Below are 24,442 nucleotides of genomic sequence, written 5' to 3'. Positions count from 1 at the left end.
ATAAAATAGCCGTTTGCATTGCAAACGGCTATTTTATTTATATCAAGAATCCATTATTTAACTAGATACTCAGAACGTAAAGTAATGGAAGCAGTCTTCCTACGAGAAGAAGTATTAAATGCTCCACCATAACTATAATCTTCATTACTATTTTTACCTGTAATTTGGAATATGCCCATATTAGCAGTTTTTAAATCGCCAATGTTCGATCCTGTATTTTCAGCAATACTTGTTGCTCTGCTTTTAGCATCCGCGCTTGCTTTGGATAAAAGATCCAGTTTTAATTCTGCCAATTTAGTAAAGTAATAAGAAGGAGAGGAAGATGTAAACGCGATATCTTTTTCTATCAATTCGGTTACTTCTCGGCTGATAGCTTCGACTTTATTGACGTTGTTAGATTCAATTTTTACGGTTTGAGATAAAGTGTAGCCAGAGAATACGGAGGTTGAACGATTATTTTCATCTGTTTCATTCGTATAGTTTTTCGAAATGTCTACAGCGGAGAATACGATTTCATTCGCATTCAAACCTTTTTGGGTAAGATAGTTTCGGATGGTGCCTTCATCTTCTTTTAATGCGGTATAAGCACTTTTCAAATCGGACGAACTGCGACCGTAACTGCCTGACCAGACTATTAAATCACTATCAAAATCCTTTTCTGCCATGCCAGTAACGGTTATCGTTTGATTGGATTTAAATTTGTATTTGTATGCTGATTTTCCGATAATTGCGGCAAATATAATCGCTACGGCAATAATAATAGCACTTGTACTATTTTTCATATTTCAAGTTGTTTTTCAATCAGTTAGAAAAAATTATGCCAATAAAATGCAAAAAAGGTATCGAAATCAATTCGATACCTTTTCTTATAAAATTATGACAATCAGATTATTTTGCTCTATCGTATTGGCAACATTCGTCTAATTTATTATAAGCTTTATCTGGAGCTTTGAATTTTTCATTATCATAACCAGCGTCAGCGATGCTTTTTTCAATTTTGTCTGTAGAAACTTTGCTTTGATCATATACCAAAGTCAATTCTTTTGTTTTTTTATCCCAAACTGCAGTTTCTACACCAGGCAATTTTGCAGCTTTTTCGATATGTTTTTTGCATTGTCCGCAATTGCCAGATACTTTGATGGTTTCTGTTTTTGCTTGCGCAAATAAACTTGCTGAGAATAAACTTGCAGCAAATGCTAATCCTATTTTTAAACTTTTCATTTTGAATTATTTGTACCAAAGGTAAAAACTCTTATTATAAAATTATATTAAAATATTGGGCGATTGCTACAAAATATAAACTTGAAATTAGCCCGCCCAAGACGCTCTATCCAAACTCCTAAATTGAATTGCTTCTGCCACATGTTCCGTTTGAATATCTTCCGAATTGGCAAGGTCTGCAATCGTTCTGCTCACTTTGAGTATACGATCATAAGCTCTTGCACTTAATTGTAATTTTTCCATGGCACGTTTGAGTAAATTTTCTGCAACTGTATTTATGACACAGATTTCACGTAAATGTTTGCTACTCATTTGCGCATTCGTATAAATAGAATCGTTTGCCTCATATCTTTTTGATTGAATTTCTCGTGCTCTAATGACACGCTCTCTAATTTCAGAAGATGATTCTCCATTGGATTGTTTGCTCAATTCACTAAAAGAAACGGGAGTAACCTCTACGTGTAGATCAATTCTATCAAGCAAAGGACCGGAGATTTTATTCAAATATTTTTGTACGGATCCTGGTGGACATGTACAATTACGTTCTGGATGATTGAAAAAGCCACAAGGACAAGGATTCATAGACGCCAACAACATAAAATTGGAAGGAAAATCCAAAGAAATTTTGGTACGAGAAATCGTAACTTTTCGCTCTTCCATCGGTTGACGCATGACTTCTAACGCAGTTCGTTTAAATTCGGGTAATTCATCCAAAAATAAAACACCATTATGTGCCAATGAAATTTCACCTGGTTGTGGTATTGCTCCACCACCGACCAATGCCACATCGCTGACAGTGTGATGTGGTGAGCGAAAAGGACGTCGACTAACTAAACTTGCATTGTCAGGTAATTTTCCTGCTACACTATGTATTTTGGTGGTTTCTAGGGCTTCTAAAAGATTCAAGGGTGGCAAAATCGTGGGCATTCTTTTTGCAAGCATGGTCTTGCCAGCTCCAGGAGGTCCGATTAGAATGAGATTATGACCACCTGCCGCGGCGATTTCCAATGCTCTTTTTATATTTTCTTGTCCTTTTACGTCATTAAAATCTACATCAAATGAATTTTGATTTTCAAAAAAATCCTCTCTTGTATTGACGCTAATGGGTTGTAGACTTTCTGGTTCTTTGAAAAATTGCACGACTTCTCTTATATGACTGACACCATATACCTCCAAATTATTTACCATGCCCGCTTCTTTAGCATTTTGCATGGGAACGATTAATCCTTTAAATCCTTCTTTTCTGGCTTGTATAGCGATGGGCAATGCACCTTTAATCGGTTGAATAGTTCCATCCAAACTCAACTCACCCATGATAACATATTGTGCTAATTTGTCCGGAGAAAAAATTTGGTCACTTGCCCCTAAAACGCCAATGGCAATGGGTAAATCAAATGCAGAACCTGTTTTTTTAATATCCGCAGGAGCGAGGTTGATGACGATTTTGGTGCGCGGCATATATAATCGATTACTTTTGATAGCCGTTTCGATTCTTTGCAAACTTTCCTTTACCGCATTATCAGGCAATCCTACGATAAAATAATGTTGCCCTTCGCTGACGCTTACTTCAATGGTGATTGTGATAGCTTCAACGCCGTATATGGCGCTGCCAAATGTTTTTACAAGCATAGGTTAGTTCGGTTATATTTCTTCTAAAATTAAGGAATTTACCTTAAGAAAAAATATAATATGCAATGAATTGACTAATCAATCCAGTAAAAACACCCATATATAATTCAAAATTATTATGTGCCTTTAATATTAATCTAGAAGATAATACCAAACCGGATAATAGAAATAATATAATCAAATCAGCTCCGAGATATATTCCATACATATAGCATGTCAAAGTAACAGCGCCGATTAAACCGCCGATTCCCATGCCATGCATACTTATTTTGAAAAAATTATTGAAAATCAAACCTGGAATAGTTGCTAAGAATATTCCAAAATAGAAAAATTTCAATGCACTTGCTTGATCTGTAAAATTGCGGCTCAAATACCACATCCACCAATAGAAAAACATTGTTGCAACGTAAGGAATGATTCTTTCTGTACTGGCATTCATATCCAAACTTTTGATCATTTTTAATCTCCAAAGTATAAAAACAACAAATGCAGGAAAAAATGCCGTAGTCCAAAAAACCCCAAATGCCCTTATGTTGAATGTATGATCATCCATGCCTGCAAATTCTGTAGGAAATCTTAAGTGCATCCAAAGGAAAACATATATCGGAATAAATAAAGGATGAAACAGAATTGTCAACAATTTTGCAATGGTTCGCAAAAATTTTGGATAGACAATTCCATCATTCATCGGTACGACGATGGCAGTTTCTTCAATTTGATTCGATATATTCATTCCGTTGTGTACTTATAGTTCTTTTCTCAATCTTGCGACTGGGATATTTAATTGTTCTCTGTATTTTGCTACAGTTCTACGCGCAATATTATAACCTTTTTCCTGAAGTATCGTTGTTAATCGTTCATCGCTTAATGGTTTCTTCTTATTTTCCTCTTCGATAACGTCGCTCAATATCTTTTTCACTTCACGTGTACTCACTTCCTCACCCGAATCTGTACTCAGAGATTCACTGAAAAAGAATTTCAATCGATACGTGCCGAATTCCGTTTGTACAAATTTGCTGTTTGCTACGCGGCTCACTGTAGAAATATCCAAAGCGGTAATTTCTGCAATATCTTTCAATATCATTGGTTTTAAGTTCGTCTCATCTCCAGACAAGAAGAAGTTTTCTTGGTATTGCATGATTGCTGTCATCGTACTTAATAAAGTATTTTGACGTTGTTTAATCATGTCAATAAACCACTTCGCAGAATCAATTTTTTGTTTGATAAATAAAACAGCATCTTTTTGACCCTTATCTTTTTTACTACCTCGTTCGTAATCCTTCAGCATATCTCGATATCCTTCGCTTACTTTTAATGCAGGTGCGTTACGAGAGTTGAGCGTTAGTTCTAACTGACCATTATTGTTGAATATGAAGAAATCTGGTACGATATAGCTTTCTGCCTTATTGATACTTCCGATATTACCACCAGGTTTTGGATTGAGATGTAAAATTACATTGATGACACTTTTTAGCTTTTCATCATCAATATCCAAACCTCGCAATATTTTTTCATAATGCTTTTTGGTAAATTCGTCGAAATATTTTTGCAAAATTTTCATTGCCAATTCGACTCTTTCATTGGGTGATTCAGATTCGATTCTTTCCAATTGTAAAATCAAACATTCTTTTAAATCTCGAGCGCAAATACCTGCAGGATCAAACTTTTGAATCAATTTGATAATACGTTCAATATTAGCTTCTGTAGTATCTATATTTTGTCTAAATGCTAAATCGTCAACGATAGAGGTAATATCCCTACGCAAATAACCATCATCATCAAGACTGCCAACGATCTGTTCTGCAATGACTTGATCATCTCCTTTAAGAGATAACATACCCAACTGATCGACAACCGTATCATGAAAATTACTTTCTAATTTAAATGGTACGCTTTGCTTTTCCTCCGCTTGACCATAATTATCATCTCGTGTTTTGTAATCACCGACTTCATCATCGCCTTCATGCACATATTCTGATATATCTATATTGTCATATTGCTCCTCACCACCGTCCATTTCATAATCGTCATTGTTATCGTCGCTATTTCTTTCCTCAGATTCGGAGTTGTACTCCTCTTCATAGTTATCGTCGTTAGTTTCTAATGCCGGATTCTCTTCCATTTCTTCCTTGATTCTTTCTTCCAAATTGGCAGTAGGAATTTGCAACAATTTCATTAACTGAATTTGTTGTGGAGATAATTTCTGAAGTTGTTTCTGTTGTAATGCTTGACTAAGGGCCATAATTTTTTCTATTAACCGGGATAAAATTAAGGAGAATTTTACATAAATATCAAAGAATTGACTAAAATATATTTTTTTGGTCTAATTTTTGATAAAGAGGACGATTTTTTAAATATTAACCGTAATTTTATTACATTGCCTTGAATTGTAGAAATGACAGAATTATTTAAAATATTTCAATTGTCTGCTGCAGATGCGGAAAAGATTGAACGAGAAACAAATACGCCGCATAATCATGATTTTGAAGAATTAATAATCGGAGTAAAAGGCGAATTAGAACATTTTATTGATTTTAAATCTCAGATTTTCAAAGCGCCATTTGTAAGTTTTGTTACGCGTGGTAAAGTGCATCGGGTACAACCTTCCGCGTTACATGGTGAATGTGAAATGTGGGTGATGCGTTTCAAAAGTGAATTTATTCCAGAGACGACTTTTCAACTTTATTCTTATTATCATGAAAATGCAAATATTTGTTTGCAGGACAATGACTGTTTTAAGCGATTAACAATAATAGCTCAGCTTATTTATCAGGAATACCATCAATCTGCGCCAGATTTGGCGGTCATTAGACAGTTATTGAGTGCCTTATTTACGATGATCGAATCTGAAAAAAGAAAGCAAAATGTTGGCAATGAAGAATTGAAAAAAACACAAAGTATCACATTCAAAAATTTCCTTCATTTGCTCGAATTGAACTATAAATCTCCCGAAAGTGTGCAATTTTATGCAGACAAATTATTTATGACAACGAGAAATCTCAATCTTATTTGTCAAAATATATTGCAACAAAGTGTTTCAGAAATTATCGATACACGCAAATTAATCGAAGCTAAAAATCTTCTTATCACGACGGACAAAACGATAGCCGAGATCGGATTTGAATTGGGATACAATGAGAAAACCTATTTTACACATGCATTCAAAAAGAAATCAGGACAATCTCCATCCGAATTTCGTTTAGCTATGCGCAAGCTCATTTCCCAATAACACAACGATTCTTCTGAATTGTATTACCATTGCGCTAGTATTTCGTCCGAACTTTGCATTATAAAATTTTTAAACGAGTATTTTCAAATGAGAAAATCTTAAAAATGATAAGATGCATAGAAAAGATTTTTTAAAATTATTGACAATACTTCCCATAGGAGGAGCAATGATGAAATTAAATAATTTACAAGCGATATCTAGCAATTTACCTAATACGGAAAGAATGCCTGTTTTGTTTTTGGGACATGGTAATCCGATGAATGCAATTGAAGACAATGTATTTGTTCATGGTTTTCAAAAAGTTGCGAAAGAAATTCCTACTCCAAAAATGATTTTGTGTATTTCTGCGCATTGGGAGACGCGTGGCACTTTTGTTACAGGAATGGAACATCCAGAAACGATTCATGATTTTGGTGGTTTTCCAAAGGCGCTTTTTGATGTACAATATCCTGCACCTGGAAGTCCCGAATTAGCCAAAGAAACTTCTGAATTAATTACGTCCACACATGTGGGTATTACGGACCAATGGGGGTTGGATCATGGTTGCTGGACCGTGGTAAAACATTTATATCCCGATGCTAAAATTCCCGTCATTGAGATGAGTATCGATTATACACAACCAGCATCTTATCACTATACATTAGGTAAAGAATTGAGTAAATTAAGGAATAAAGGAGTTTTGATTATTGGCAGTGGCAATACGGTGCATAATTTAAGAATGGCGGCTTGGGATAAAATGTCCGAACCTGGTTATGCATACGAATGGGCTTTTTCTGCAAATGAAAAAATGAAACAATTAATTGAAAATAAAGACCATCAAGCGTTGATCAATTATGACAAACAAGGTCGCGATTTTCAATTATCCATTCCTACACCAGAGCACTATATTCCGCTGTTGTACGCTTTATCCTTACAAGAAAAAGATGAAAAGACGACTATTTTTAATGATGGTTTGGTAGCAGGTTCTTTAAATATGCTTTCTGTTAAAATAGAAAGAGCCTAATGAAATTTCTACTGCTCATTTTTTTGATTCCTATTTACTTATTAATTCAACACAAAATGTCTAATTCAACTATAGAGAAACCTCAATTGCATTACTTAGTTCGTAATCCAAAAATCAAAACGGAAAAACCTCCCTTATTGATTTTGTTGCACGGCGTAGGTAGTAATGATGCAAATATGTTTTCATTTGCAGATAGTCTACCAGATAAATTTTTAGTAGTTTCTGCTCGAGGTCCATTAACATTTGGACCTGGAAGTTATGCTTGGTTTCAAGTGGATTTTTCCACAGGACGTCCAGTAATTAATGAAAATCAAGCAGAAGCTGCTCGAAAAACGATTTTAAAATTCATCAAAGATTTGAAAAGCGAACAAAATTTTGATGAAAATGAAGTATATCTGCTTGGATTTAGTCAAGGCGGTATTATGAGTTATAGTGTTGCGTTGACAGAACCAGAAAAAATAAAAGGTATCGCTGTAATGAGTGGTCGTCTTTTGCCCGAAGTAAAACCATTAGTTGCGTCCCCGGAAAGATTGAAAAAATTACAAATTTTCATTTCTCATGGAAAAGAAGACCAAGTGCTACATTATCCATTTGCTACAGATGCTGTGAGTTATTTGGATAGTTTGGGTTTGCATCCAGATTTTCATACATATCACGACAATCATACGATCAATCCTGATATGCTGCATGATGCAGTTCAGTGGTTAAATTCTGTACAATGATTTTATAAGGCTATTGATTATTTCAATAGCCTTATTTTTTGCAATGTTTCTGTATAAAAATGATACGCTTGCTTTATTTCATCAATTAGTGATTCACTTTCTATTATTTTTTCATTTAAATATTCTGTGAATGTTGGCCACAATTCTTTAGGCATATGAATAGAAAAAAAATGCGGAATTTTTTGCGTTTCCAATATTGGGAGCATCTAGAAGAATTCCGCATTTGAATATGTAAAAGATTAAACTAATCTTTCTGTAAAAATGGATATGTATAATCTGTTGGAGGATTAAAAGTTTCCTTAATACTACGTGCGCTCAACCATCTGTACATATTCAATTTGCTACCCGCTTTATCATTTGTACCAGATGCTCTAGCACCACCGAAAGGTTGTTGCCCCACTACCGCACCGGTTGGTTTATCATTTACATAGAAGTTACCTGCGGCATTTCTCAAATGTTGTGTTGCATAAGCCACTGCATTTCTATCCGTCGCTAAAATAGAACCAGTAAGTGCATAAGGAGAAGTTGAATCAACTACTTTGATGATTTCTTCAAATTCATTTTCATCATATACATAAACTGTCAAAACAGGCCCGAATATTTCTTCGCTTAGCGTAACGAAATCTTTATTTGTTGTTTTGATCACAGTAGGAGAGACGAAGTAACCTTTGGATTTGTCATACGTACCTCCAACGATAATTTCCGCATCAGAAGCAGCTTTCGCAGTTTCAATATAAGATGCAATTTTATCAAAGCTTTGCTCGTGTATTACGGCGTTAATATAATTTGAAAAATCTTCAACAGTTCCGATAGTGAAAGTTTTCACCATAGCTACTAATTTTTCCAAAATCTCATCTGCAAGATTAGAAGGTATATACGCTCTTGAAGCCGCAGAACATTTTTGTCCTTGGTATTCAAATGCACCTCTTGCTAACGCCACAACAGAAGAATCAACAGCCGCAGATTTATGAATTAAAACGAAATCTTTACCGCCAGTTTCTCCTACGATTCTTGGGAAGGTTCTGAATTTATCAACGTTTGTTCCGATATTCTTCCAAATAGTTTTGAATACTGCAGACGAACCAGTGAAATGCACACCAGCAAAATCATGGTGAGAGAAACAAACATCTCCTAATTCTTTACCATCCACGTAAATTAAGTTGATAACACCATCTGGCAATCCAGCTTCTTTCAACACTTTCATTACAATCTGTGCACTGTAAACTTGCGCATCTGCAGGTTTCCATACAACTGTATTTCCACAAAGTGCTGGCGCACATGGTAAATTCCCAGCAATCGCAGTAAAGTTGAATGGAGTTACTGCTAATACAAAGCCTTCTAATGGACGCCATTCTGTACGGTTATAAGTTCCGGTAGAAGAAGCCGGTTGTTCTGCATAGATTTCACTTAAGAAATGTACATTGAATCTCAAGAAGTCAACCAATTCATTTCCTGCATCAATTTCCGCTTGAAATGGGTTTTTACTTTGGCACAACATTGTTGCTGCATTCAATTCAAATCTATATTTCGTTGCAAATAAATCTGCTGCTCGTAAAAATATCGCAGCTCTTTCCTCCCAAGGCATATTTTCCCAATTAGGTTTTGCTGCCTTTGCTGCTTCAATTGCTTTTTCAACATGAGAAGTATCTCCAAAATGGAAATAGCCTAAAGTATGCGCAATCTCGTGTGGAGGATGAATTGCAATTTTTTTGCCCGTAGTTACTTCTTCTGCACCGATATACATCGGAATCTCTACTTCTTTACTTTTCAATGCTTTGATTGCTTCTTGCAAAGCAATTCTTTCTTTCGTTCCAGGAGCATAAGAATATGTTGGTTCATTTTGCGGTCTGGAATAGTGAAATGTACCTAAACTCATAATAATTGTATCTTCTTTCTATCTAAATTAAAAACTACGCTTGTGCTGTGGGACCACCAAAGTTCATCAATAATTCATTTTCATTCAAATCATTGATTTTCCCATTTTCGCGTTCAAAATTAAGGATATTGTCACTTAATGCTTTCATAAATCTTTTGGCATGCATTGGAGTCATGACAATACGAGATTTGACTTTGCTCTTAGGTGTTCCTGGCATTATATTCACAAAATCCATGATAAATTCAGCTTGGCTGTGAGAAATGATTGCCAAATTAGAATAAGTTCCTTCTGCAACTTCCTCACTTATTTCGATATTCAATTGGTTTTCATTAGGATTTAATTCTTGCGCCATATTTTATTTTTATAAATTATTCGATTACTTTTTCTACATGTATCAATCGTCCATCGCTCGCCATTCCTTCCAATACAACTCTAAAAGAGTGCGTGTAGTCGTTGTTGAAAAATTTCATTCTGACCATTTTATTGTTTGGACCTGTTAGGATAGATGGTACCCAATACAAAGTGGTACGAAGGTCGGGTTTGTTCCAATCAACATTCAAATCATCATAATTGGGAACATAAAACTCTTTGATACTTGAATAACCTGCGATTAACTGACCAGGAAGACCTTTTGCATCTGAAGAAGCAGCCCTTTCGTCCCCTCTTTTTGTGTAAATGGCAATAGCTCCACCACTTCCACCTCCAAAGCCGCCCATAAATGGAGGACGAAATACTTTTAAATACGCCATATCCGTAACAGGCATATTTTGGATCATATTAACATCAACAGGCATTTCATCCAAATAAATTTGTGGGGTACCACCTCTCCAAGTCATAGATGGATTACTAGTCGGATTACTGATTTGTAAACCTGCAACACGACCTTGCAAATATTGTAAGATATTCATAGATGTCTGTGCTACCATATCATTTACAAGGTTAAACTCTTGTGCATCACCACCTTTAAACATACCTGAAGTGTATTTATCATCCATGATTTCTAATGGTGATTTTGCCTTCGTATGGACGGTTACATCTTCCAATGTTTTCGTTTTAGCTAATTGAGCAATACGATATTGTTCTGCTAACATATATTTTAATCTAGCTTCTCCAGAAGTATCTGTCATCATCAAGAAGGCTAAATTTTGTTTATCTGGAAATATATTTAATGGCGGTAATATTCTGTTATTCATAAATTTTACAGAAACTTGATCCGCAAAATTTTTCTTTTTGGCAAATTGATATCTTACAGAAAGGGAATCAAAGAAAAGTGCATTGGGATCATTAAAAGTGCCATCTGGCTTTACGGTCATTGGAATAAATTTCGTATTCTTATTCTGACCTGTAGGCGTTGCCAATAAAATTATTTCACCTGCAGTGCGAATTTGATCTGGTGTTGCACCAAATATTTTTCCAGAAAGCGTAAGATAACTAGTATCTACTGGATAATTAATTTTAGGAAATTCGCCTGCTGCAATTTTATCCCAATTATATTTTCTCCAACCATTGGTCATCATGACCAATTCTAAATTATTTTTGATTTCTTTTGTCGTATCTGAAAAATAATATAATGGATGGTAAACTCGCCCTTTAATATCATCAGACATTAATAATTGGGAAACAATATTGGACGAACTATCAATGCCAAGTTCAGCATCCGTAATTGATAAAGATAAGTTTGCAATATTAGAATCTGGAAGATTTACAACCACCTCATTTGCCGCTCTTTTATTTAACCCAATTTTTGTAAATCCTAATTCTGGTTCCACTTTTGCTTCGGCTAAATTATCTACGAATGTAATTCGCTCTGCAAGCGGTACATAATTTTTATCCAAAATCGTAACAATCATTACACCTGCAGGCATCTCTGAAGCATCAAAACTACCACCAATAGAATTTTTCGTTTCAAGATTGATGTTAGCCAAATAAACCGGCTGTTGTTGTATAGTCGCAAGTATATGTAATTCCTTTTGTTCGGCCGGAACATTATCGGTTCTTGAAATTAGAAATGCTTTATTTTTTCCAATATTGGCCAGTTGTAATACTACGCCAGAATTGGAAATATTTGGCAATTCCGTTTCATGTTTCACCTTGTTAGCATCCGTCCAGATAGCTTTGTATTTTTCATTTGCAGAAGGGAAGATCGAAAATACGCCCATTCCGTCATGTTTAGATTTAAATTCGCCAACATTAGCATTTTTACTATCTACAACCTCACCATTTACATCTACAGGAATTCCAAATTGATCCGTTGCTTTGAAAGCTATATTTGCCTTTATTCCTGCAACGAAATTTCCTCCTTCTGGGAAAAAGGTAATTGATGTTTGTTGTTTGGGTTGCACTTTGACTACATTAGGGTCACTTTTAATGATACGAATGTCTTTTTCATAAAAAAAGGCAGAATCAAAATTGCGCATCCAATTGGTATAGCCGCGCATATGTAAAAACTTTCCAGTCAAGGAATCCGGAACGGTGAATTGTCCGAATGCTCCACCCATAATAATTGGGTATACAAGATGTGCTAGTACTTTACCTTTTACGTCACTGAAGTCGATATAAAGATTTTTACTTTTTTCAGTAGGAGTGATGCCCGCCATGACATATCCCTTGAACCACACAGTATCACCTACTCCATAAGCTGGCTTGTCTAATTGAAAATAGACTTTTTCAGTCTGGTAATTTGCTGCATAATTATTTAAAACCGAATCAAAACGCATTTGCGCATGTACTTTGTGTTGCGTTAGCAATAGGAACACAATACTACATGCAAAAATTATTTTATATTTCATTAGTCTCTATTTCCAATTTAAAAATGGTAATGTGCGGCATAAAAATAAGGAAACTAAGATAATTGTCAACATTAAAACGGATTTTCGGGAATATTACCGTTCGGTTGTTCGAAATTTCCGTTGTTCATTTTACTCTGCTGTATGAAAAATTTTGCACCGCCATCATTGCCATCGTTAAAATCATTTCCGCCACTTTCTTGTCCCAATGGCTTCCAATTACCTCCACCAGAAAATCCACCATCTTCCACTTCTACAAATTTTTGAATTTCTAGTTTAGCTTGTAATTTTACGGTTTCCAAAGAACCATTTCTGTGTTTTGCTATTTTAATATGGGTTTCTCCATGTGTACTTTCGCCCATTTCATTTGTACCGATTTCATAGTATTCTGGACGGTAGATGAACATTACCATATCGGCATCTTGCTCGATCGCACCAGATTCACGTAAGTCACTCAACTGAGGAATCTTGCTTTCCTTTCTTGTTTCCACGGCACGACTCAACTGACTCAATGCGATGATCGGGATACTTAACTCTTTTGCAAGGACTTTTAAGTTTCTAGAAATGGTACTGATTTCTTGTTCACGGTTTGTATTCTTGTCTCCGCTACCACTCATCAATTGCAAATAATCAATGATGATCATACTTACGCCATGTTTGTTAACCAAACGACGTGCTTTTGCTCTAAATTCAAATATATTCAAAGCGGCAGTATCATCTATATAAATAGGTGCGGCTTCCAAGCGCTTTACACCTTTTAAGTTCAATTGTTTGTATTCATAATCTTCTAATTTACCACGTGCGATTTTTTCCAAAGGAATTTCGCTTTCCGCAGACAAAATACGCTGCACCAACTGTGCAGCACTCATTTCTAGTGAGAAGAAGGCCACAGGTGTAGGTTTGCGTGGATTTAATGCGGCGTTTCTAATTAAATTTAAGGCAAATGCTGTCTTACCAACCGCTGGACGTGCGGCAAGAATGACTAAATCTGAAGGTTGCCAACCATAGGTAACTTTATCCAAACTAGGAAAGCCACTTGGTACTCCAGATATATCATCCGTTTGCATACGCAATTTGTCAATTCTTTCGATTGCTTTTGCTAATGCATCACCAATTTCGTCATAATTCTTTTTCAAATAATTATTGGTGATATTGAACATTTTTTGTTCGGCCTCATCCAATAAGTCAAATACATCTGTGCTATCTTCATATGCAGTTTTGATAATCTCTCCACTGATACGAATCAATTCACGTTGTATAAATTTTTGTAAGATTATCTGAGCATGCGTTAAGATATTGGCCGTAGACGCAACAACATTCGTCAATTTGGATACATAATATGGTCCGCCAACCTCTTCTAAATCACCATCTTTTTTTAACTGCTCAACGACAGTTAAAATATCAATAGGTAAACTTTGACCTGCTAATTTTTCAAATGCTTTGAAGATTTTTTGGTGTGCATCGAAATAGAAACATTCTGAGCGAATTACCTCTATCACATTATCAAATGCACCTTTTTCTAACATCACAGCCCCCAAAACCGCTTCTTCCAAATCTTTCGCCTGCGGTGGTACTTTGCCAAACACCATTGGGTTAAGATCTGTAGTCGATTTTCTTCTTACAACTTTACGTTCTTTGTTATCCTTATTTATATTAGAAAAATTATCCATTTATATCCGAAAAAATTAAAAAACCAATATTGAAAAGCAATCTTTAAAAATTACTAGAGCAGCGAATATAAGCCCAACAAAGTTGTGAAAAAACTTTGTTTTATGGATTATTTATTCCACCAAGGATTAACAGATAATCCACCGAAAAGTTGGTGTTATACACGACAAAAGATGACTTATAAACAATTTAAAAAAGTTTTCCGCTATAAAAAATCGCTTGTCCACATTTTTTGTGTAAAAAGAAAAATGCTAAAAAAATAGGAATTTTGATAAATATATTTTCATAAAAAAACAGAAAAAGAGTTTGGAATGTTAAAATAAATCTACTACTTTTGCGCTCCCGTCTCGGTAGCTCAGCTGGATAGAGCAACTGCCTTCTAAGCAGTAGGTCATTGGTTCGAATCCAATCCGGGACACTTGAAAATCAAGAAGTTATGGAGTTAAATTCATAACTTCTTTTTTATTTGATATATCTATAACTGCAAATAATCAAGACTAATACTAATCTTATTTGCAAAATTTGATCATCACAACTTCGGTTATGTTTAGTTATTAAGCCATAGTATTCATCATAATATGCACACAATCCTAAATCATACTGTTTTATGAAAGATAAAGCACCTAAAGTAAATTGGACAACTGAGATGCTTTTTAGTAAATCATATCATTTTTTTTGCGATAAAAATGATGCCGTCGCGCCAACACCAATTAGTCATTACAATTTATGTAATATTATTTTTTACTTAATGGAAGTGAATTAATTTTTTAATAATAATTACCACATTTGAATAATAATTCTGTTGTATATTTTTTGTGTATTATAGTTCATGTGTATTTGTATTTTTCAGACTTACCTCTAATCCATCTTCGCTTTCTCCAAATAAAACATAATCATCTGGGTTATTCCTTATTTGCTCTTTTATATTAGGAGCAATATCTGCACCGTTTGTCTGTAAAAAATATTCCAGTGCTTCCTTATACATATTGTATTCGATCGTATTTTTTACTTGTTCGTATGTCTTATTCATAGTAAATCTATTTTATGGTTATAAATTGATAATGGAAAATAGCTTTTCTTTCTGGTGTTTTTTTGATGACATTTATTATACTATACAATCAATCGTTATAGATATAATCGCAAACACTATACCAATCAAAAACAATTAAACAGATATTTATCATTGAGGTATTTCTAGAAAAGAAAATATAATCGTTTTATAAATTTCACAATTGTTTGACAATCTATTCATAATCAGTTTAAATAAGCCATTTACATTTGCTAAGAATAATTCATATTCAAAATATAAGTCCGGCTCCAAAAAGATATTATCTTTTTGGAGCCGGCACTATTTAACAGATATCCTAATCTATATTTTAATATTTTCTAACTTGTAAATAAATTATTTTTAATTGCATTGATAAATGTCAATATAGTTCATTATTTTTACAGCGCAATTTATGATTTGGTTTCTCGATGATTCTGTTCATTTTATCACCTTAAAAAACAATCTTATGAGTAACTTTTTACGAAAATATCACCTAAATGAAACTCTTTTTGTATTTTCATTTTTATCTATTTTTATTTGTTCTTATCGTAGAGATGTATTAGGTCAACAGTTGATTCAGTATTCGAAAATAGTTAGCAGTTCACCTAACCAAATCATTACAAGTAAATCTATTAGTGATATAGAACATTTATCTGACAAACTTTTTTATCTGCAAATACTATGTTTTGGTATTGTTACGCTATACTTAATCTTTTACATTTTTAATGGAATCAATTTAGTTGAAAAAGAAATCGTAGAATCTTAAATCATTATATATATCTTGTAAAAACCTATATATTTAATTAAAGTTGAGATTATGTTGGATATTTTATCTTGGATTTTACAGATTATAATTGCATTGTTTTTTATAAAGCCAGCCTTGGATAATATGCGACTTTCTGCTACAATATTGATAGAAAGACATCAATTAAAACCTGGCAATAGTGTAGTTATCAATAGATTGTTAGGCATTTTTCAATTGTTAGGTGTATTTGGTCTCATTTTGCCAAAATTATTACAAATTTATCCCATTTTGACACCTATTTCAGCTATTGGTTTCTTTATAATGATGACTGGTGCTGTGTTTGTTCATAAAAATGATCAAAATAAAAAATTATTGATGATCGTTTTATCGATTGCTATAATATCCTTTCTTGTTTTTGTCCTAAACAAGCAATATTTTTAGTCTGCTTTCTTTTTCTAGACTAGAAATTGAAAATAATATTTAGTTATGTATATTTTTAGTTCGGTTGTTGACTGGCCTTCTATTAATCAGTCATCTATATGACCCATAACATTACTATTCGACAAAGATATTCCGTATCAGTTCTGAATCCCTCTGAGGAAGGAACATATAGACGGGCAGTTCCGAAAATAGTTATATTTCCATAACAACTTAACAATTGGATTTAACAAATAAGGATGATTTGAAAAAAAGGACGAAAGTTGAGGAGTATCTAAACGACTTACCTGAATAAGAAGAGCACTATTTAATTGAATTAAATAGTGCTAAAATTATAGTTTCACTAACTATTCTGTATACGTTACAAAATATAATTATTAAGGTTTAACTTTAAATTTTAAATGAATTTCTCCTTTATTATCCTGTACTTCTACATATTCATCTGGGTTTTCGATTATTTTACTTTTAAGGTCTCCCAATAAATATTCAGAATGATCATGAAGGAGTTGTTCCAATTTTTGCTTATATAGAGTTTCATCTACAGTACCTTTTACTTCTTGAAATGTTTTTACTATGATTGTATTTGAATTTTCCTCAACAGGGTCTTTAGGATCAACTATTTCTGCAACTTTATTTACAATAGAAGAAACTGGGCCTTTCATGTGCTCTTGAGGATCAGTGGTATGCAAAGTTTCTTCGTCTGGTTGATTTATTTTATTCGTATCCATGGCTTACAATTTTTAATGAATAAATATATTTCTCCTTCATTTACATTGAGACTAGAAAATAGTTCGATATAAATTGTATTTTAGTAAGGTTTTACAACTTTTAAATTCATTACTATTTTACGTTATAATTATATTTTTCTACCGCGAATGAAGCTACTGCCTGATCTTGCTCCGCTGTTCCTCCACTAATTCCAATTGCACCAACTACAATATGCTTTAATTTAATGGGTTCTCCACCTGCAAATACAATAACCGTATTGTCCAAAGTATTATTAAGTCCAAACAGTGAGCCACCAGGCTCACTGTCTTTTTGGAGTTCTATGGTTGATTTTTTAAATAGTGCACTTGTCTTTGCTTTATGTATAGCATGCTCAATACTTGGTAGTTGTGCACCATCCATTCTGACGTGACTAATGAGATAACCATTGGGTCAACAATTGCTATATTACTCGGCGATTTGATTTCTTTCGCTTTTTCTAATGCCAAAGAAATCAATTGTTGTGCATCTGCAAGAAGATCTAATGATTTTATTTCAAACATTATTTACCATTTTTAGTTTCTGGTTTTATGTCGTAGGCTTTTTGTACCAAAGGATCTCTTTGTGCTTTGCTGTTTTGCATTCTCGTCCAAACTTCGTCCATTTGCTTTTTAGTATCTTCCACAATATCGTCAGGAACTACATTTCTGTATGTTTTTAACTCTCCAGATAAAACTTTTTCGGTTTTGTCGAATACGTGTTCAGGAATGTATTGTTCGTGTGGAAAGGCTATTTTTTTATAATCGAAAATGGCATTTTCAAGATCTTCTTCATACCAATGTAATGGTCCTTCGAACATACGGTCGTTAAATCCAGTATAGATAGGGCCAGGATTGATTGTTGCTATTTTGATGCCAAATTCTTTTAGTTCTTTATTGAAGGCTTCAGCAAAAGCTTCGATAGCATGTTTAGTAGAAGAATAAGCACCCGCAAAAGGATCGGTGGTAATACCTGCCACAGAGGACATGAATACGATAAAGCCTTTTTTCTTCTTTACCATATTGCGAGCGACAATCTGAGTTAATAATATGGTGCCAAAAACATTTACTTCAAATTGCTGACGTAAAATATATTCTGGTAAATCGATGACAGCACCACCTTCGCTTATGGCGCCATTATTCAACAGTATATCAACGTCCCAGTTGGCCGCTCGCTCTCTGTCACCCGTGTTGGTTAGATCCAATTTTTCAAATTGAATATCTAGTTTTTCTTTCTTTGCAATTTCCTTTAAAGGAAAAATTTGAGATGGCGTTTCTACTGCAGCAATGACATGATAATTTTTCTTTACCATTCTAAACGCCGTTTCTTTTCCAAATCCACTTCCAGCTCCAGTAATCAGTATGGTTTCTTTTTTATTTTTCATAGTTTTATTTTTTAGTATTCTGGATTGTTTTATAGATTTTTTAAATCATTTCAAGGCCTTGTTTGCTATTGGGAGAAGGGAAGATGTTGTTTAGTAATATATTGTCTTCTTCAGAAAGTTGAATGTCAAAACAACCTAAGTTTTCTTGTACATGCGCTATAGTTGATGCCTTTGGTATCGGGATGACATCTTCATTTTGTAATATCCATGCCAACGCAATCTGCGCAGGAGTCGCTTGATGCTTATTGGCTATTGCCACCACAACTTTTTCTTCCAATAAACGATTTTGTTCAATAGGAGAATAAGCCATAATAGGCAAGGCATTCTTCTGACACCAAGGCAATAAATCATACTCGATACCTCTTCTGGTTAAATTATACAAAACTTGATCGGTGTTGCAATGATGCCCATTTTTTATAGTTTGAATGTATTGCATTTCAGAAATATCAAGGTTGCTTACTCCCCAAAATTTTATTTTGCCATCTTTTGCGAGTATTTCAAATGCTTCTATAGTTTCTTCAAAAGGGTATATGCCTTGCCAATGCAGTAGATATAAATCCAAATAATCTGTTTGCAAACGTTTTAAACTTTGTTCGCATGCCTTGATAGTTCCAGTTAGAGAAGCATTAGATGGTATTACTTTAGAAACAAGAACTACTTGATTTCTAATGTCTTTGATAGCCTCTCCAACCAAGGATTCAGAACGGCCGTTGCCATACATTTCAGCGGTATCAATCAAGGTCAAGCCATTATCTACGCCGAAACGCAAGGCGTCCATTTCCGATCTTCTTGTATCGTAATGGTCACCCATATTCCAAGTGCCCTGCCCCAAAGCCAAGATATGTTGTCCTGCAATTGTTATTTTCTTCATTTTTTCCAAAATTTATTTCGCTTCTAATGCTGCAATGAATGCTTTGTTAAATGCGGGTAAATCATCCGGAAATCTACTTGTTATCAAATTGTTATCAATGACAACCTCTTGATCAGACCAATCGGCACCTGCATTTTTTAGATCGGTACTGATGGACTTAAATGAGGTAACTTTCCTACCTTTTAAATAACCTGTTTCCGCTAAAGTCCAAGGGCCATGACAGATGGAAGCGATGATTTTACCTTCGTCCTCAAATTTTTTGATAAAAGCTAAAGCTTTGTCATTAATTCGCAAACTATCAGGATTTAAAACGCCTCCTGGCAATAGAAGTGCATTGTATTGACTTGCATCGGCTTTATCTAGCGGAATGTCGACATTATAGTCTTTCCCCCATTTATCGACATCCCATGCTTTGATGGTTTTTTCTTGCGGAGAAATTACATCTACTTTTACGCCTGCGGCTTCTAAAGCTTGTTTAGGGCTAGTTAATTCCACTTCTTCAAAACCGTTTTCACTTAAGATGGCTACTTTTTTTTCATTTAATTGGCTCATAATTAAAATGTTTTTAGGTTAATGATTCAGGTCAAATAATCTAATATTAATTTGCCGATTTTTCAAAATCATAGAAATTAAGTCCTACTTCATCTGAAAAAGTACGCTCTACGTCGCTATTGATAGGTGTAACTATAAATTCGCCTGCGCCTCTAATTTTTGCATCCTGCAAATGTCCTGCCAATGCACTGTAATCTCTTCTTCCCAAAGTGACATGAATATGTAAATAAGGTTTGCCATCTTTGGTCGATATATTCCCAGTTAGATTCGACATTTCCATTTGCTCCTTAAAAGTTTTATCAATGTACTTTTTAGTTGTTGGATCAAAAAAGCGAAGTGTTGCTTCATTTATCGCAGCCAAACCAATAATTGATCCCGCGGGTATCTTGTTAACCGTGACAAAATCAGCGAAAGCATCCAACAAATTCGCTTTGTCATTAATACTCAATATATAAGTGTTGTCCACTTTTTTGGCTTTCCATAAGGTGCCATTAATTACTTGTGCTTTCATAATGTTTGATTTAAAAATGATCAAGATGGATAGCAAGAAAATAGCTTTTTGCAATGTTTTCATAGATCGTAATTTGATTGTTTGATTATATTACAAAAAATGGTAATGAATTGTTGACATAATTTTTTGATAATAAAACTTTAATGTGTAATTATTGATCATATAATATCGTGAAATAGTCTGCTAATATTTAAGAAATTTTAACTTGTTTTTATTTTACAAATAGCGGAATTGCATATTTTGTTTGACTATATAATGAGTAATTGAAATTTGTATTCATAGCCAAATGAAAATTTATGCCAACACAAAACTTACGTTTTTTTAGCTTAGCTGTCCTGTTTTTTCAAATTCTATTCTTTGCTTGTAAAAAAGAAAATGAAACATCGTCCATACAAAAGCTTGCCGTAGAAAATTCAGAAATAATCTTAAGACCAAATGCAGTATTTTCAATAAAAATACAAGGCGGAGGTGGCGGCTACTCCGCTAAATCATCGAATGATACTATTGTATCAGCAGATATAAAAAATGATAGTGTAGTCTTAAAAGCCGCTAAAAGTATGCATTATGGACAAACTTTTATTTTAATAACAGATAAAAATGGTGCGAAACTATATCTAAATGTTATCGTTAAAAATGAGCAGGCATTCATTTTAAATAAAGATAGCGTACATATCGACTATCAGCAAGGATGTGACACTATTCAAATTTTAAGCGGCAATAAGCCTTATAGCCTAAATATTGTTGATTCTTCTATTATAAAAACAAAGTGGATAAATGATTCTACTATTATCGTTATTGCAAAACAAAATGGGAATTCTAATATTGAATTAAAAGATGGATCCGCTCAAAGGGTATCGATCCCAATCTACGTTAATGGCAAGGATTATAGTTTTGATTTTGCAAGCGCCTATTTTGGATATGCAAATTTTAAAGATATTGCTGTTGTCGATCCAGACTATACGAATTGCAAGCAGGTCACCTTTGAAATAACCTGTAAATTAACTGGTTACCGAGGACTACAAACAATTATGGGATTAGAAAATAATTTAATAATTAGGGGTAAGTATGATGATTATAAACCGACACATCCACTAGAAATAGCGGGGCTTAATGATGGGATTATGTTAGAAACCTCCTCATCTATTCCATTAAATCAATGGATACATTTGGCTTTAACTGTGGATGGAAATCAGGCCAACGTAGTAGATAAATATAGATTTTATATTGATGGAAAAGAAGATAAACTTATTGTTAATCGCCAGGATACGTCTCATCGTTTTGTAAATATTGCATCAAGTGGAGATGGTAATCGATTTGAAATAGGAAGAGCTGCTGGACAAGACTTTAGGGCTATGCAAGGAGCTGTTTCTATGGCTAGGGTTTGGAAAGTAATACGTAATGCAAATCAATTAAAAGAAGATATGTGCAAATTTCAAATCTCAGATAACAATGGGCTGATTGCCAACTGGAATTTTTCAGCTGGAATATCTACTTATTATTTGGAAGATATTAATAATAGTAAATACTCTACGGCTTTACATTTTTCTAAAATTGAGGGTGGTAATTATGGGAGTGTAGTAGTTCCTGCGACTTCATTTATACAGAAGGGATGTCCTCAATAATTTTTATTACGCCAAAATTCAAAAACTTATTTTATGAAATTTTCACTATTTCTATTTTTCAGTTTAATATTTATTTCTATCATTTCTTGTAGGAAAAATAATACGGATAATGGTATTACCACTTCAAGTGATTCCTTTGCCACTATTTCTAATTTAAAAGCTAGCAGTTCTGATACTATAACTAAAATAAATCTCACTTGGAATAATCCAAATTCTAAAGAGTTGTATAAAGTTGAAATATCTTATCAACCAATAAATGATATAGGATTTTCTATGCCAAATCCAATCTTAGAGGATGCTATTGCTGGAGATAGTCAAAAACTCACTATTTCTCTTCCATATGCTGGCGAATATATTTTTACTGCTGTCGCAATAGGAAAATCAGGACAAAGAGCCAATCCCATAAGTATTTCTTTCAATTCTAATGGAGATTCAATCCCTTTATATCTTAAAAGAGCCGATACTTTAATGAGCTCCTTAGTTAAATTATATTTAGAGGGAAAGCCTAGAGATATTTGGACTAGTACGTATCCTCAAGGTGGCGGTTATTGGGATGGGGCTGCTGTTGTCTGGGGACAAGGTGGAGCTTTTTCAGGTTATGCTGCTTTAAAAGAAACATCTGAAAGATACCCAAATTATAAATCTAAAATTGCGTCTACTTTGGATAATCGACTTTTGACTTCTATTGATAAATTTAGGACAACCAAAGGACAACGAGAATCCAATACCGTGGAGGCGTATGCAGTATATCCAGAGAATGGAAACGAAAGATTTTATGATGATAATATTTGGATAGGGATTGATATGGCTGATTTATATGAACTAACTAAGGACGTTAAATATTTGGATCATGCAAAACTAGTATGGAATTTTGTTCGCTCTGGTACGGATACCGTCCTAGGAGGAGGTGTGTATTGGAAGGAAAACGATAATGGTAAAATGACATGCTCTAATGCCCCAGCAGTCGTATTAGCTACAAAGTTGTATCAACAAACAGGGGATGGGGCTTATTTACAAAGTGCAAAAGACATTTACAAATGGGTAAAAACAAAATTACAAGACCCTACGGATTATTTATATTGGGATAATATGAGCTATGGATTGGATGGCAATGGCAATAGAGTTGTCAATATTGGTAAAACCAAATATACCTATAATTCAGGACAAGCAATTCAAGCAGCAGCTTTATTATATAATATCACAGGGGATAATACTTATCTAAAAGATGCTCAGGATGTCGCATCTTCTATTTTTGGACAATGGGGGAGTTATTTTCAGTCATATACTTTGGGAACGGGATTTAATACAATCGATCCAGATGGACATGTATGGTTTCGTGCAATATTGCTTAGAGGATTAATTGAACTTTATAAAATAGATAAAAATAGAAAGTATGTAGATGCATATGAAAAGTTATTAAATAATGCTTGGTTGTCCAATTGTAGAAATAAAGAAACAAATTTATTAAACTATGATTTTAGAGGAGGTACAACTCAAACCAGTTGGGAGATTCTCCATGAAGGTGCATGTGTAGAAATGCTTGCTAGGTTGGGGGATTTGAGAGCCGAGGGACTATAGTATAAATAAAGTGCTTTCCATTATTGAAGGAGAGCGTATTGTCTTACCACTAGAATAGACACTATTCCATAAAATGTGTAAAATAAACCATCGCAATCAGTTTCTTATATTTCTTCTATTACTTGTTGTAAATCTGTTGCAAAACTGCCTGTATCATAGTAATATTTAACTAAATTGTCATTATACTCAATTCCATTTTTTTTCTAGTGCAGATTTGTATCCATTTAAGCGCTCAATTGTATTGGAGAAATGTGGAGAGTTTGTAATGTGGGTAATCTTTTTCCTTCTTTTTTTATTAGGATTTCTGTTAAATTACATGAACTTTTAAAATTATTTACAACTACTTTGTGTGTATTTATTTGACATTTAACTCGATCAAAAAAACAATTGGAAGATCAGCTTCTTTCAAATTTTATAAATTGTCAAGATTTGTTGTATTTTCTGATGAGGCTATAAGTAAAACATCCGCGGTCCTCGTGTCAAAATTGATAATGATCATTTTTCCTAATTCGAAGGACTCATAGGTTTAAGAAATTATGACTTGATAGCCTTTTTGGTAGACGATTTAATCTACTCAATTGATGACCTGAGAATAAAAATTATTTTTAATTTCGCTTACAACTATACCAATTGTATAAGTTCTTTGCTCTTTTAATGATAATGCAATTGGATTTGGTTTAATATTTATTTTTTGGCTTATTCAAGAACAACTTTTTTATAGTTTCCTCACTATTTTCACATCTATCTCTTAGTGCTCTAAATACTTTAGATGTTGAAAGCCAAAGTGTTTTTGAGATATTTTTAATTATTGTAAT

At 33.9% G+C, this 24,442-nt stretch carries 23 protein-coding genes and 1 tRNA gene; 7 read left to right on the top strand and 17 right to left on the bottom strand.

Going from position 1 to position 24,442, the window contains the following annotated elements; genetic code table 11:
* Positions 1-53: 53 nt before the first annotated feature.
* The 5 genes from E0W69_RS08230 to rpoN form a co-directional block, all read right to left on the bottom strand.
* On the bottom strand, positions 54-782 hold the full coding sequence (locus tag E0W69_RS08230; protein WP_131329602.1) for an SIMPL domain-containing protein: 729 nt from the start codon (positions 780-782) through the stop codon (positions 54-56).
* Positions 783-888: 106 nt separating this feature from the next.
* Positions 889-1,221, bottom strand: coding sequence for a heavy-metal-associated domain-containing protein (locus E0W69_RS08225; RefSeq protein ID WP_131329600.1), 333 nt, complete (start codon positions 1,219-1,221; stop codon positions 889-891).
* Between the two features lie 87 nt (positions 1,222-1,308).
* Positions 1,309-2,850 (bottom strand): YifB family Mg chelatase-like AAA ATPase, encoded by a 1,542-nt coding sequence (locus E0W69_RS08220; RefSeq protein ID WP_131329598.1) that lies wholly within the window; start codon positions 2,848-2,850, stop codon positions 1,309-1,311.
* Positions 2,851-2,893: 43 nt separating this feature from the next.
* A complete protein-coding gene (locus E0W69_RS08215) occupies positions 2,894-3,583 on the bottom strand; it encodes a hypothetical protein (protein WP_131329596.1) in 690 nt (229 codons plus the stop codon).
* 12 nt (positions 3,584-3,595) lie between these two features.
* Entirely contained in the window at positions 3,596-5,092 is a 1,497-nt protein-coding gene (gene rpoN, locus E0W69_RS08210; protein ID WP_131329594.1) for an RNA polymerase factor sigma-54, read from the bottom strand.
* Between the two features lie 153 nt (positions 5,093-5,245).
* On the opposite strand from rpoN, the gene E0W69_RS08205 reads away from it, so the two are divergent.
* The 3 genes from E0W69_RS08205 (at position 5,246) to E0W69_RS08195 (ending at position 7,804) form a co-directional block, all read left to right on the top strand.
* Complete coding sequence (locus tag E0W69_RS08205) at positions 5,246-6,079, top strand: AraC family transcriptional regulator (protein ID WP_131329592.1); 834 nt, start codon at positions 5,246-5,248, stop codon at positions 6,077-6,079.
* Positions 6,080-6,191: 112 nt separating this feature from the next.
* Positions 6,192-7,082, top strand: coding sequence for a 4,5-DOPA-extradiol-dioxygenase (gene ygiD / locus E0W69_RS08200; RefSeq protein ID WP_191968009.1), 891 nt, complete (start codon positions 6,192-6,194; stop codon positions 7,080-7,082).
* 56 nt (positions 7,083-7,138) lie between these two features.
* Positions 7,139-7,804 (top strand): alpha/beta hydrolase, encoded by a 666-nt coding sequence (locus E0W69_RS08195; RefSeq protein ID WP_225321450.1) that lies wholly within the window; start codon positions 7,139-7,141, stop codon positions 7,802-7,804.
* Positions 7,805-7,821: 17 nt separating this feature from the next.
* On the opposite strand, the gene E0W69_RS20450 is transcribed toward E0W69_RS08195, so the two are convergent.
* The 5 genes from E0W69_RS20450 to dnaB all read right to left on the bottom strand — a co-directional run bounded on the left by E0W69_RS20450 (position 7,822) and on the right by dnaB (position 14,136).
* Positions 7,822-7,998: a hypothetical protein gene (locus E0W69_RS20450; RefSeq protein ID WP_191968008.1), complete on the bottom strand. Its 177-nt coding sequence runs from the start codon at positions 7,996-7,998 to the stop codon at positions 7,822-7,824.
* A 50-nt stretch (positions 7,999-8,048) separates the two neighbouring features.
* A complete protein-coding gene (gene pruA / locus E0W69_RS08190) occupies positions 8,049-9,680 on the bottom strand; it encodes an L-glutamate gamma-semialdehyde dehydrogenase (RefSeq protein ID WP_131329590.1) in 1,632 nt (543 codons plus the stop codon).
* A gap of 34 nt (positions 9,681-9,714) precedes the next feature.
* Entirely contained in the window at positions 9,715-10,032 is a 318-nt protein-coding gene (locus E0W69_RS08185) for a DUF3467 domain-containing protein (RefSeq protein ID WP_131329588.1), read from the bottom strand.
* Positions 10,033-10,048: 16 nt separating this feature from the next.
* On the bottom strand, positions 10,049-12,469 hold the full coding sequence (locus tag E0W69_RS08180) for a hypothetical protein (protein WP_131329587.1): 2,421 nt from the start codon (positions 12,467-12,469) through the stop codon (positions 10,049-10,051).
* A gap of 71 nt (positions 12,470-12,540) precedes the next feature.
* Positions 12,541-14,136, bottom strand: coding sequence for a replicative DNA helicase (gene dnaB / locus E0W69_RS08175; protein WP_131329586.1), 1,596 nt, complete (start codon positions 14,134-14,136; stop codon positions 12,541-12,543).
* A gap of 342 nt (positions 14,137-14,478) precedes the next feature.
* Here dnaB and E0W69_RS08170 point away from each other — a divergent pair.
* Positions 14,479-14,552: transfer RNA gene (locus E0W69_RS08170), tRNA-Arg, on the top strand.
* A gap of 402 nt (positions 14,553-14,954) precedes the next feature.
* On the opposite strand, the gene E0W69_RS08165 is transcribed toward E0W69_RS08170, so the two are convergent.
* Complete coding sequence (locus tag E0W69_RS08165; protein ID WP_131329585.1) at positions 14,955-15,164, bottom strand: hypothetical protein; 210 nt, start codon at positions 15,162-15,164, stop codon at positions 14,955-14,957.
* Positions 15,165-15,999: 835 nt separating this feature from the next.
* On the opposite strand from E0W69_RS08165, the gene E0W69_RS08160 reads away from it, so the two are divergent.
* Positions 16,000-16,368: a DoxX family protein gene (locus E0W69_RS08160; RefSeq protein WP_131329584.1), complete on the top strand. Its 369-nt coding sequence runs from the start codon at positions 16,000-16,002 to the stop codon at positions 16,366-16,368.
* Positions 16,369-16,742: 374 nt separating this feature from the next.
* Here E0W69_RS08160 and E0W69_RS08155 read toward each other — a convergent pair whose 3' ends face one another.
* From E0W69_RS08155 to E0W69_RS08130, 6 genes are all read right to left on the bottom strand, one after another.
* A complete protein-coding gene (locus E0W69_RS08155) occupies positions 16,743-17,093 on the bottom strand; it encodes a hypothetical protein (RefSeq protein WP_131329583.1) in 351 nt (116 codons plus the stop codon).
* Positions 17,094-17,205: 112 nt separating this feature from the next.
* Positions 17,206-17,508 (bottom strand): GlcG/HbpS family heme-binding protein, encoded by a 303-nt coding sequence (locus E0W69_RS08150; protein ID WP_225321490.1) that lies wholly within the window; start codon positions 17,506-17,508, stop codon positions 17,206-17,208.
* A 124-nt stretch (positions 17,509-17,632) separates the two neighbouring features.
* Positions 17,633-18,493 (bottom strand): SDR family oxidoreductase, encoded by an 861-nt coding sequence (locus tag E0W69_RS08145; RefSeq protein ID WP_131329582.1) that lies wholly within the window; start codon positions 18,491-18,493, stop codon positions 17,633-17,635.
* 40 nt (positions 18,494-18,533) lie between these two features.
* Positions 18,534-19,364, bottom strand: coding sequence for an aldo/keto reductase (locus tag E0W69_RS08140; protein WP_131329581.1), 831 nt, complete (start codon positions 19,362-19,364; stop codon positions 18,534-18,536).
* A 12-nt stretch (positions 19,365-19,376) separates the two neighbouring features.
* Positions 19,377-19,916, bottom strand: coding sequence for a type 1 glutamine amidotransferase domain-containing protein (locus tag E0W69_RS08135; protein ID WP_131329580.1), 540 nt, complete (start codon positions 19,914-19,916; stop codon positions 19,377-19,379).
* A 46-nt stretch (positions 19,917-19,962) separates the two neighbouring features.
* Entirely contained in the window at positions 19,963-20,490 is a 528-nt protein-coding gene (locus E0W69_RS08130) for a PPC domain-containing DNA-binding protein (RefSeq protein ID WP_225321449.1), read from the bottom strand.
* 233 nt (positions 20,491-20,723) lie between these two features.
* Here E0W69_RS08130 and E0W69_RS08125 point away from each other — a divergent pair, with 233 nt between their 5' ends.
* Positions 20,724-22,049 carry a LamG-like jellyroll fold domain-containing protein gene (locus E0W69_RS08125; RefSeq protein ID WP_131329578.1) on the top strand — a complete coding sequence of 442 codons (1,326 nt, stop codon included), beginning with the start codon at positions 20,724-20,726 and terminating at the stop codon, positions 22,047-22,049.
* Positions 22,050-22,082: 33 nt separating this feature from the next.
* A complete protein-coding gene (locus E0W69_RS08120; RefSeq protein WP_131329576.1) occupies positions 22,083-23,627 on the top strand; it encodes a glycoside hydrolase family 76 protein in 1,545 nt (514 codons plus the stop codon).
* The last annotated feature ends 815 nt before the right edge of the window (positions 23,628-24,442 follow it).

Source organism: Rhizosphaericola mali, assembly GCF_004337365.2.
GTDB lineage: Bacteria > Bacteroidota > Bacteroidia > Chitinophagales > Chitinophagaceae > Rhizosphaericola > Rhizosphaericola mali.
The sequence above is the reverse complement of the archived record's forward strand: the minus strand, read 5'-3'. Positions and strand labels throughout refer to the sequence as shown.

Bases quoted from the DNA above. Each gene is read 5' to 3' on its own strand.
- E0W69_RS08230 (WP_131329602.1), bottom strand. From the start codon at position 782: ATGAAAAATAGTACAAGTGCTATTATTATTGCCGTAGCGATTATATTT.
- E0W69_RS08225 (WP_131329600.1), bottom strand. From the start codon at position 1,221: ATGAAAAGTTTAAAAATAGGATTAGCATTTGCTGCAAGTTTATTCTCA.
- E0W69_RS08220 (WP_131329598.1), bottom strand. From the start codon at position 2,850: ATGCTTGTAAAAACATTTGGCAGCGCCATATACGGCGTTGAAGCTATC.
- E0W69_RS08215 (WP_131329596.1), bottom strand. From the start codon at position 3,583: ATGAATATATCGAATCAAATTGAAGAAACTGCCATCGTCGTACCGATG.
- rpoN (WP_131329594.1), bottom strand. From the start codon at position 5,092: ATGGCCCTTAGTCAAGCATTACAACAGAAACAACTTCAGAAATTATCT.
- E0W69_RS08205 (WP_131329592.1), top strand. From the start codon at position 5,246: ATGACAGAATTATTTAAAATATTTCAATTGTCTGCTGCAGATGCGGAA.
- ygiD (WP_191968009.1), top strand. From the start codon at position 6,192: ATGCATAGAAAAGATTTTTTAAAATTATTGACAATACTTCCCATAGGA.
- E0W69_RS08195 (WP_225321450.1), top strand. From the start codon at position 7,139: ATGTCTAATTCAACTATAGAGAAACCTCAATTGCATTACTTAGTTCGT.
- pruA (WP_131329590.1), bottom strand. From the start codon at position 9,680: ATGAGTTTAGGTACATTTCACTATTCCAGACCGCAAAATGAACCAACA.
- E0W69_RS08185 (WP_131329588.1), bottom strand. From the start codon at position 10,032: ATGGCGCAAGAATTAAATCCTAATGAAAACCAATTGAATATCGAAATA.
- E0W69_RS08180 (WP_131329587.1), bottom strand. From the start codon at position 12,469: ATGAAATATAAAATAATTTTTGCATGTAGTATTGTGTTCCTATTGCTA.
- dnaB (WP_131329586.1), bottom strand. From the start codon at position 14,136: ATGGATAATTTTTCTAATATAAATAAGGATAACAAAGAACGTAAAGTT.
- E0W69_RS08165 (WP_131329585.1), bottom strand. From the start codon at position 15,164: ATGAATAAGACATACGAACAAGTAAAAAATACGATCGAATACAATATG.
- E0W69_RS08160 (WP_131329584.1), top strand. From the start codon at position 16,000: ATGTTGGATATTTTATCTTGGATTTTACAGATTATAATTGCATTGTTT.
- E0W69_RS08155 (WP_131329583.1), bottom strand. From the start codon at position 17,093: ATGGATACGAATAAAATAAATCAACCAGACGAAGAAACTTTGCATACC.
- E0W69_RS08145 (WP_131329582.1), bottom strand. From the start codon at position 18,493: ATGAAAAATAAAAAAGAAACCATACTGATTACTGGAGCTGGAAGTGGA.
- E0W69_RS08140 (WP_131329581.1), bottom strand. From the start codon at position 19,364: ATGAAGAAAATAACAATTGCAGGACAACATATCTTGGCTTTGGGGCAG.
- E0W69_RS08135 (WP_131329580.1), bottom strand. From the start codon at position 19,916: ATGAGCCAATTAAATGAAAAAAAAGTAGCCATCTTAAGTGAAAACGGT.
- E0W69_RS08130 (WP_225321449.1), bottom strand. From the start codon at position 20,490: ATGAAAACATTGCAAAAAGCTATTTTCTTGCTATCCATCTTGATCATT.
- E0W69_RS08125 (WP_131329578.1), top strand. From the start codon at position 20,724: ATGCCAACACAAAACTTACGTTTTTTTAGCTTAGCTGTCCTGTTTTTT.
- E0W69_RS08120 (WP_131329576.1), top strand. From the start codon at position 22,083: ATGAAATTTTCACTATTTCTATTTTTCAGTTTAATATTTATTTCTATC.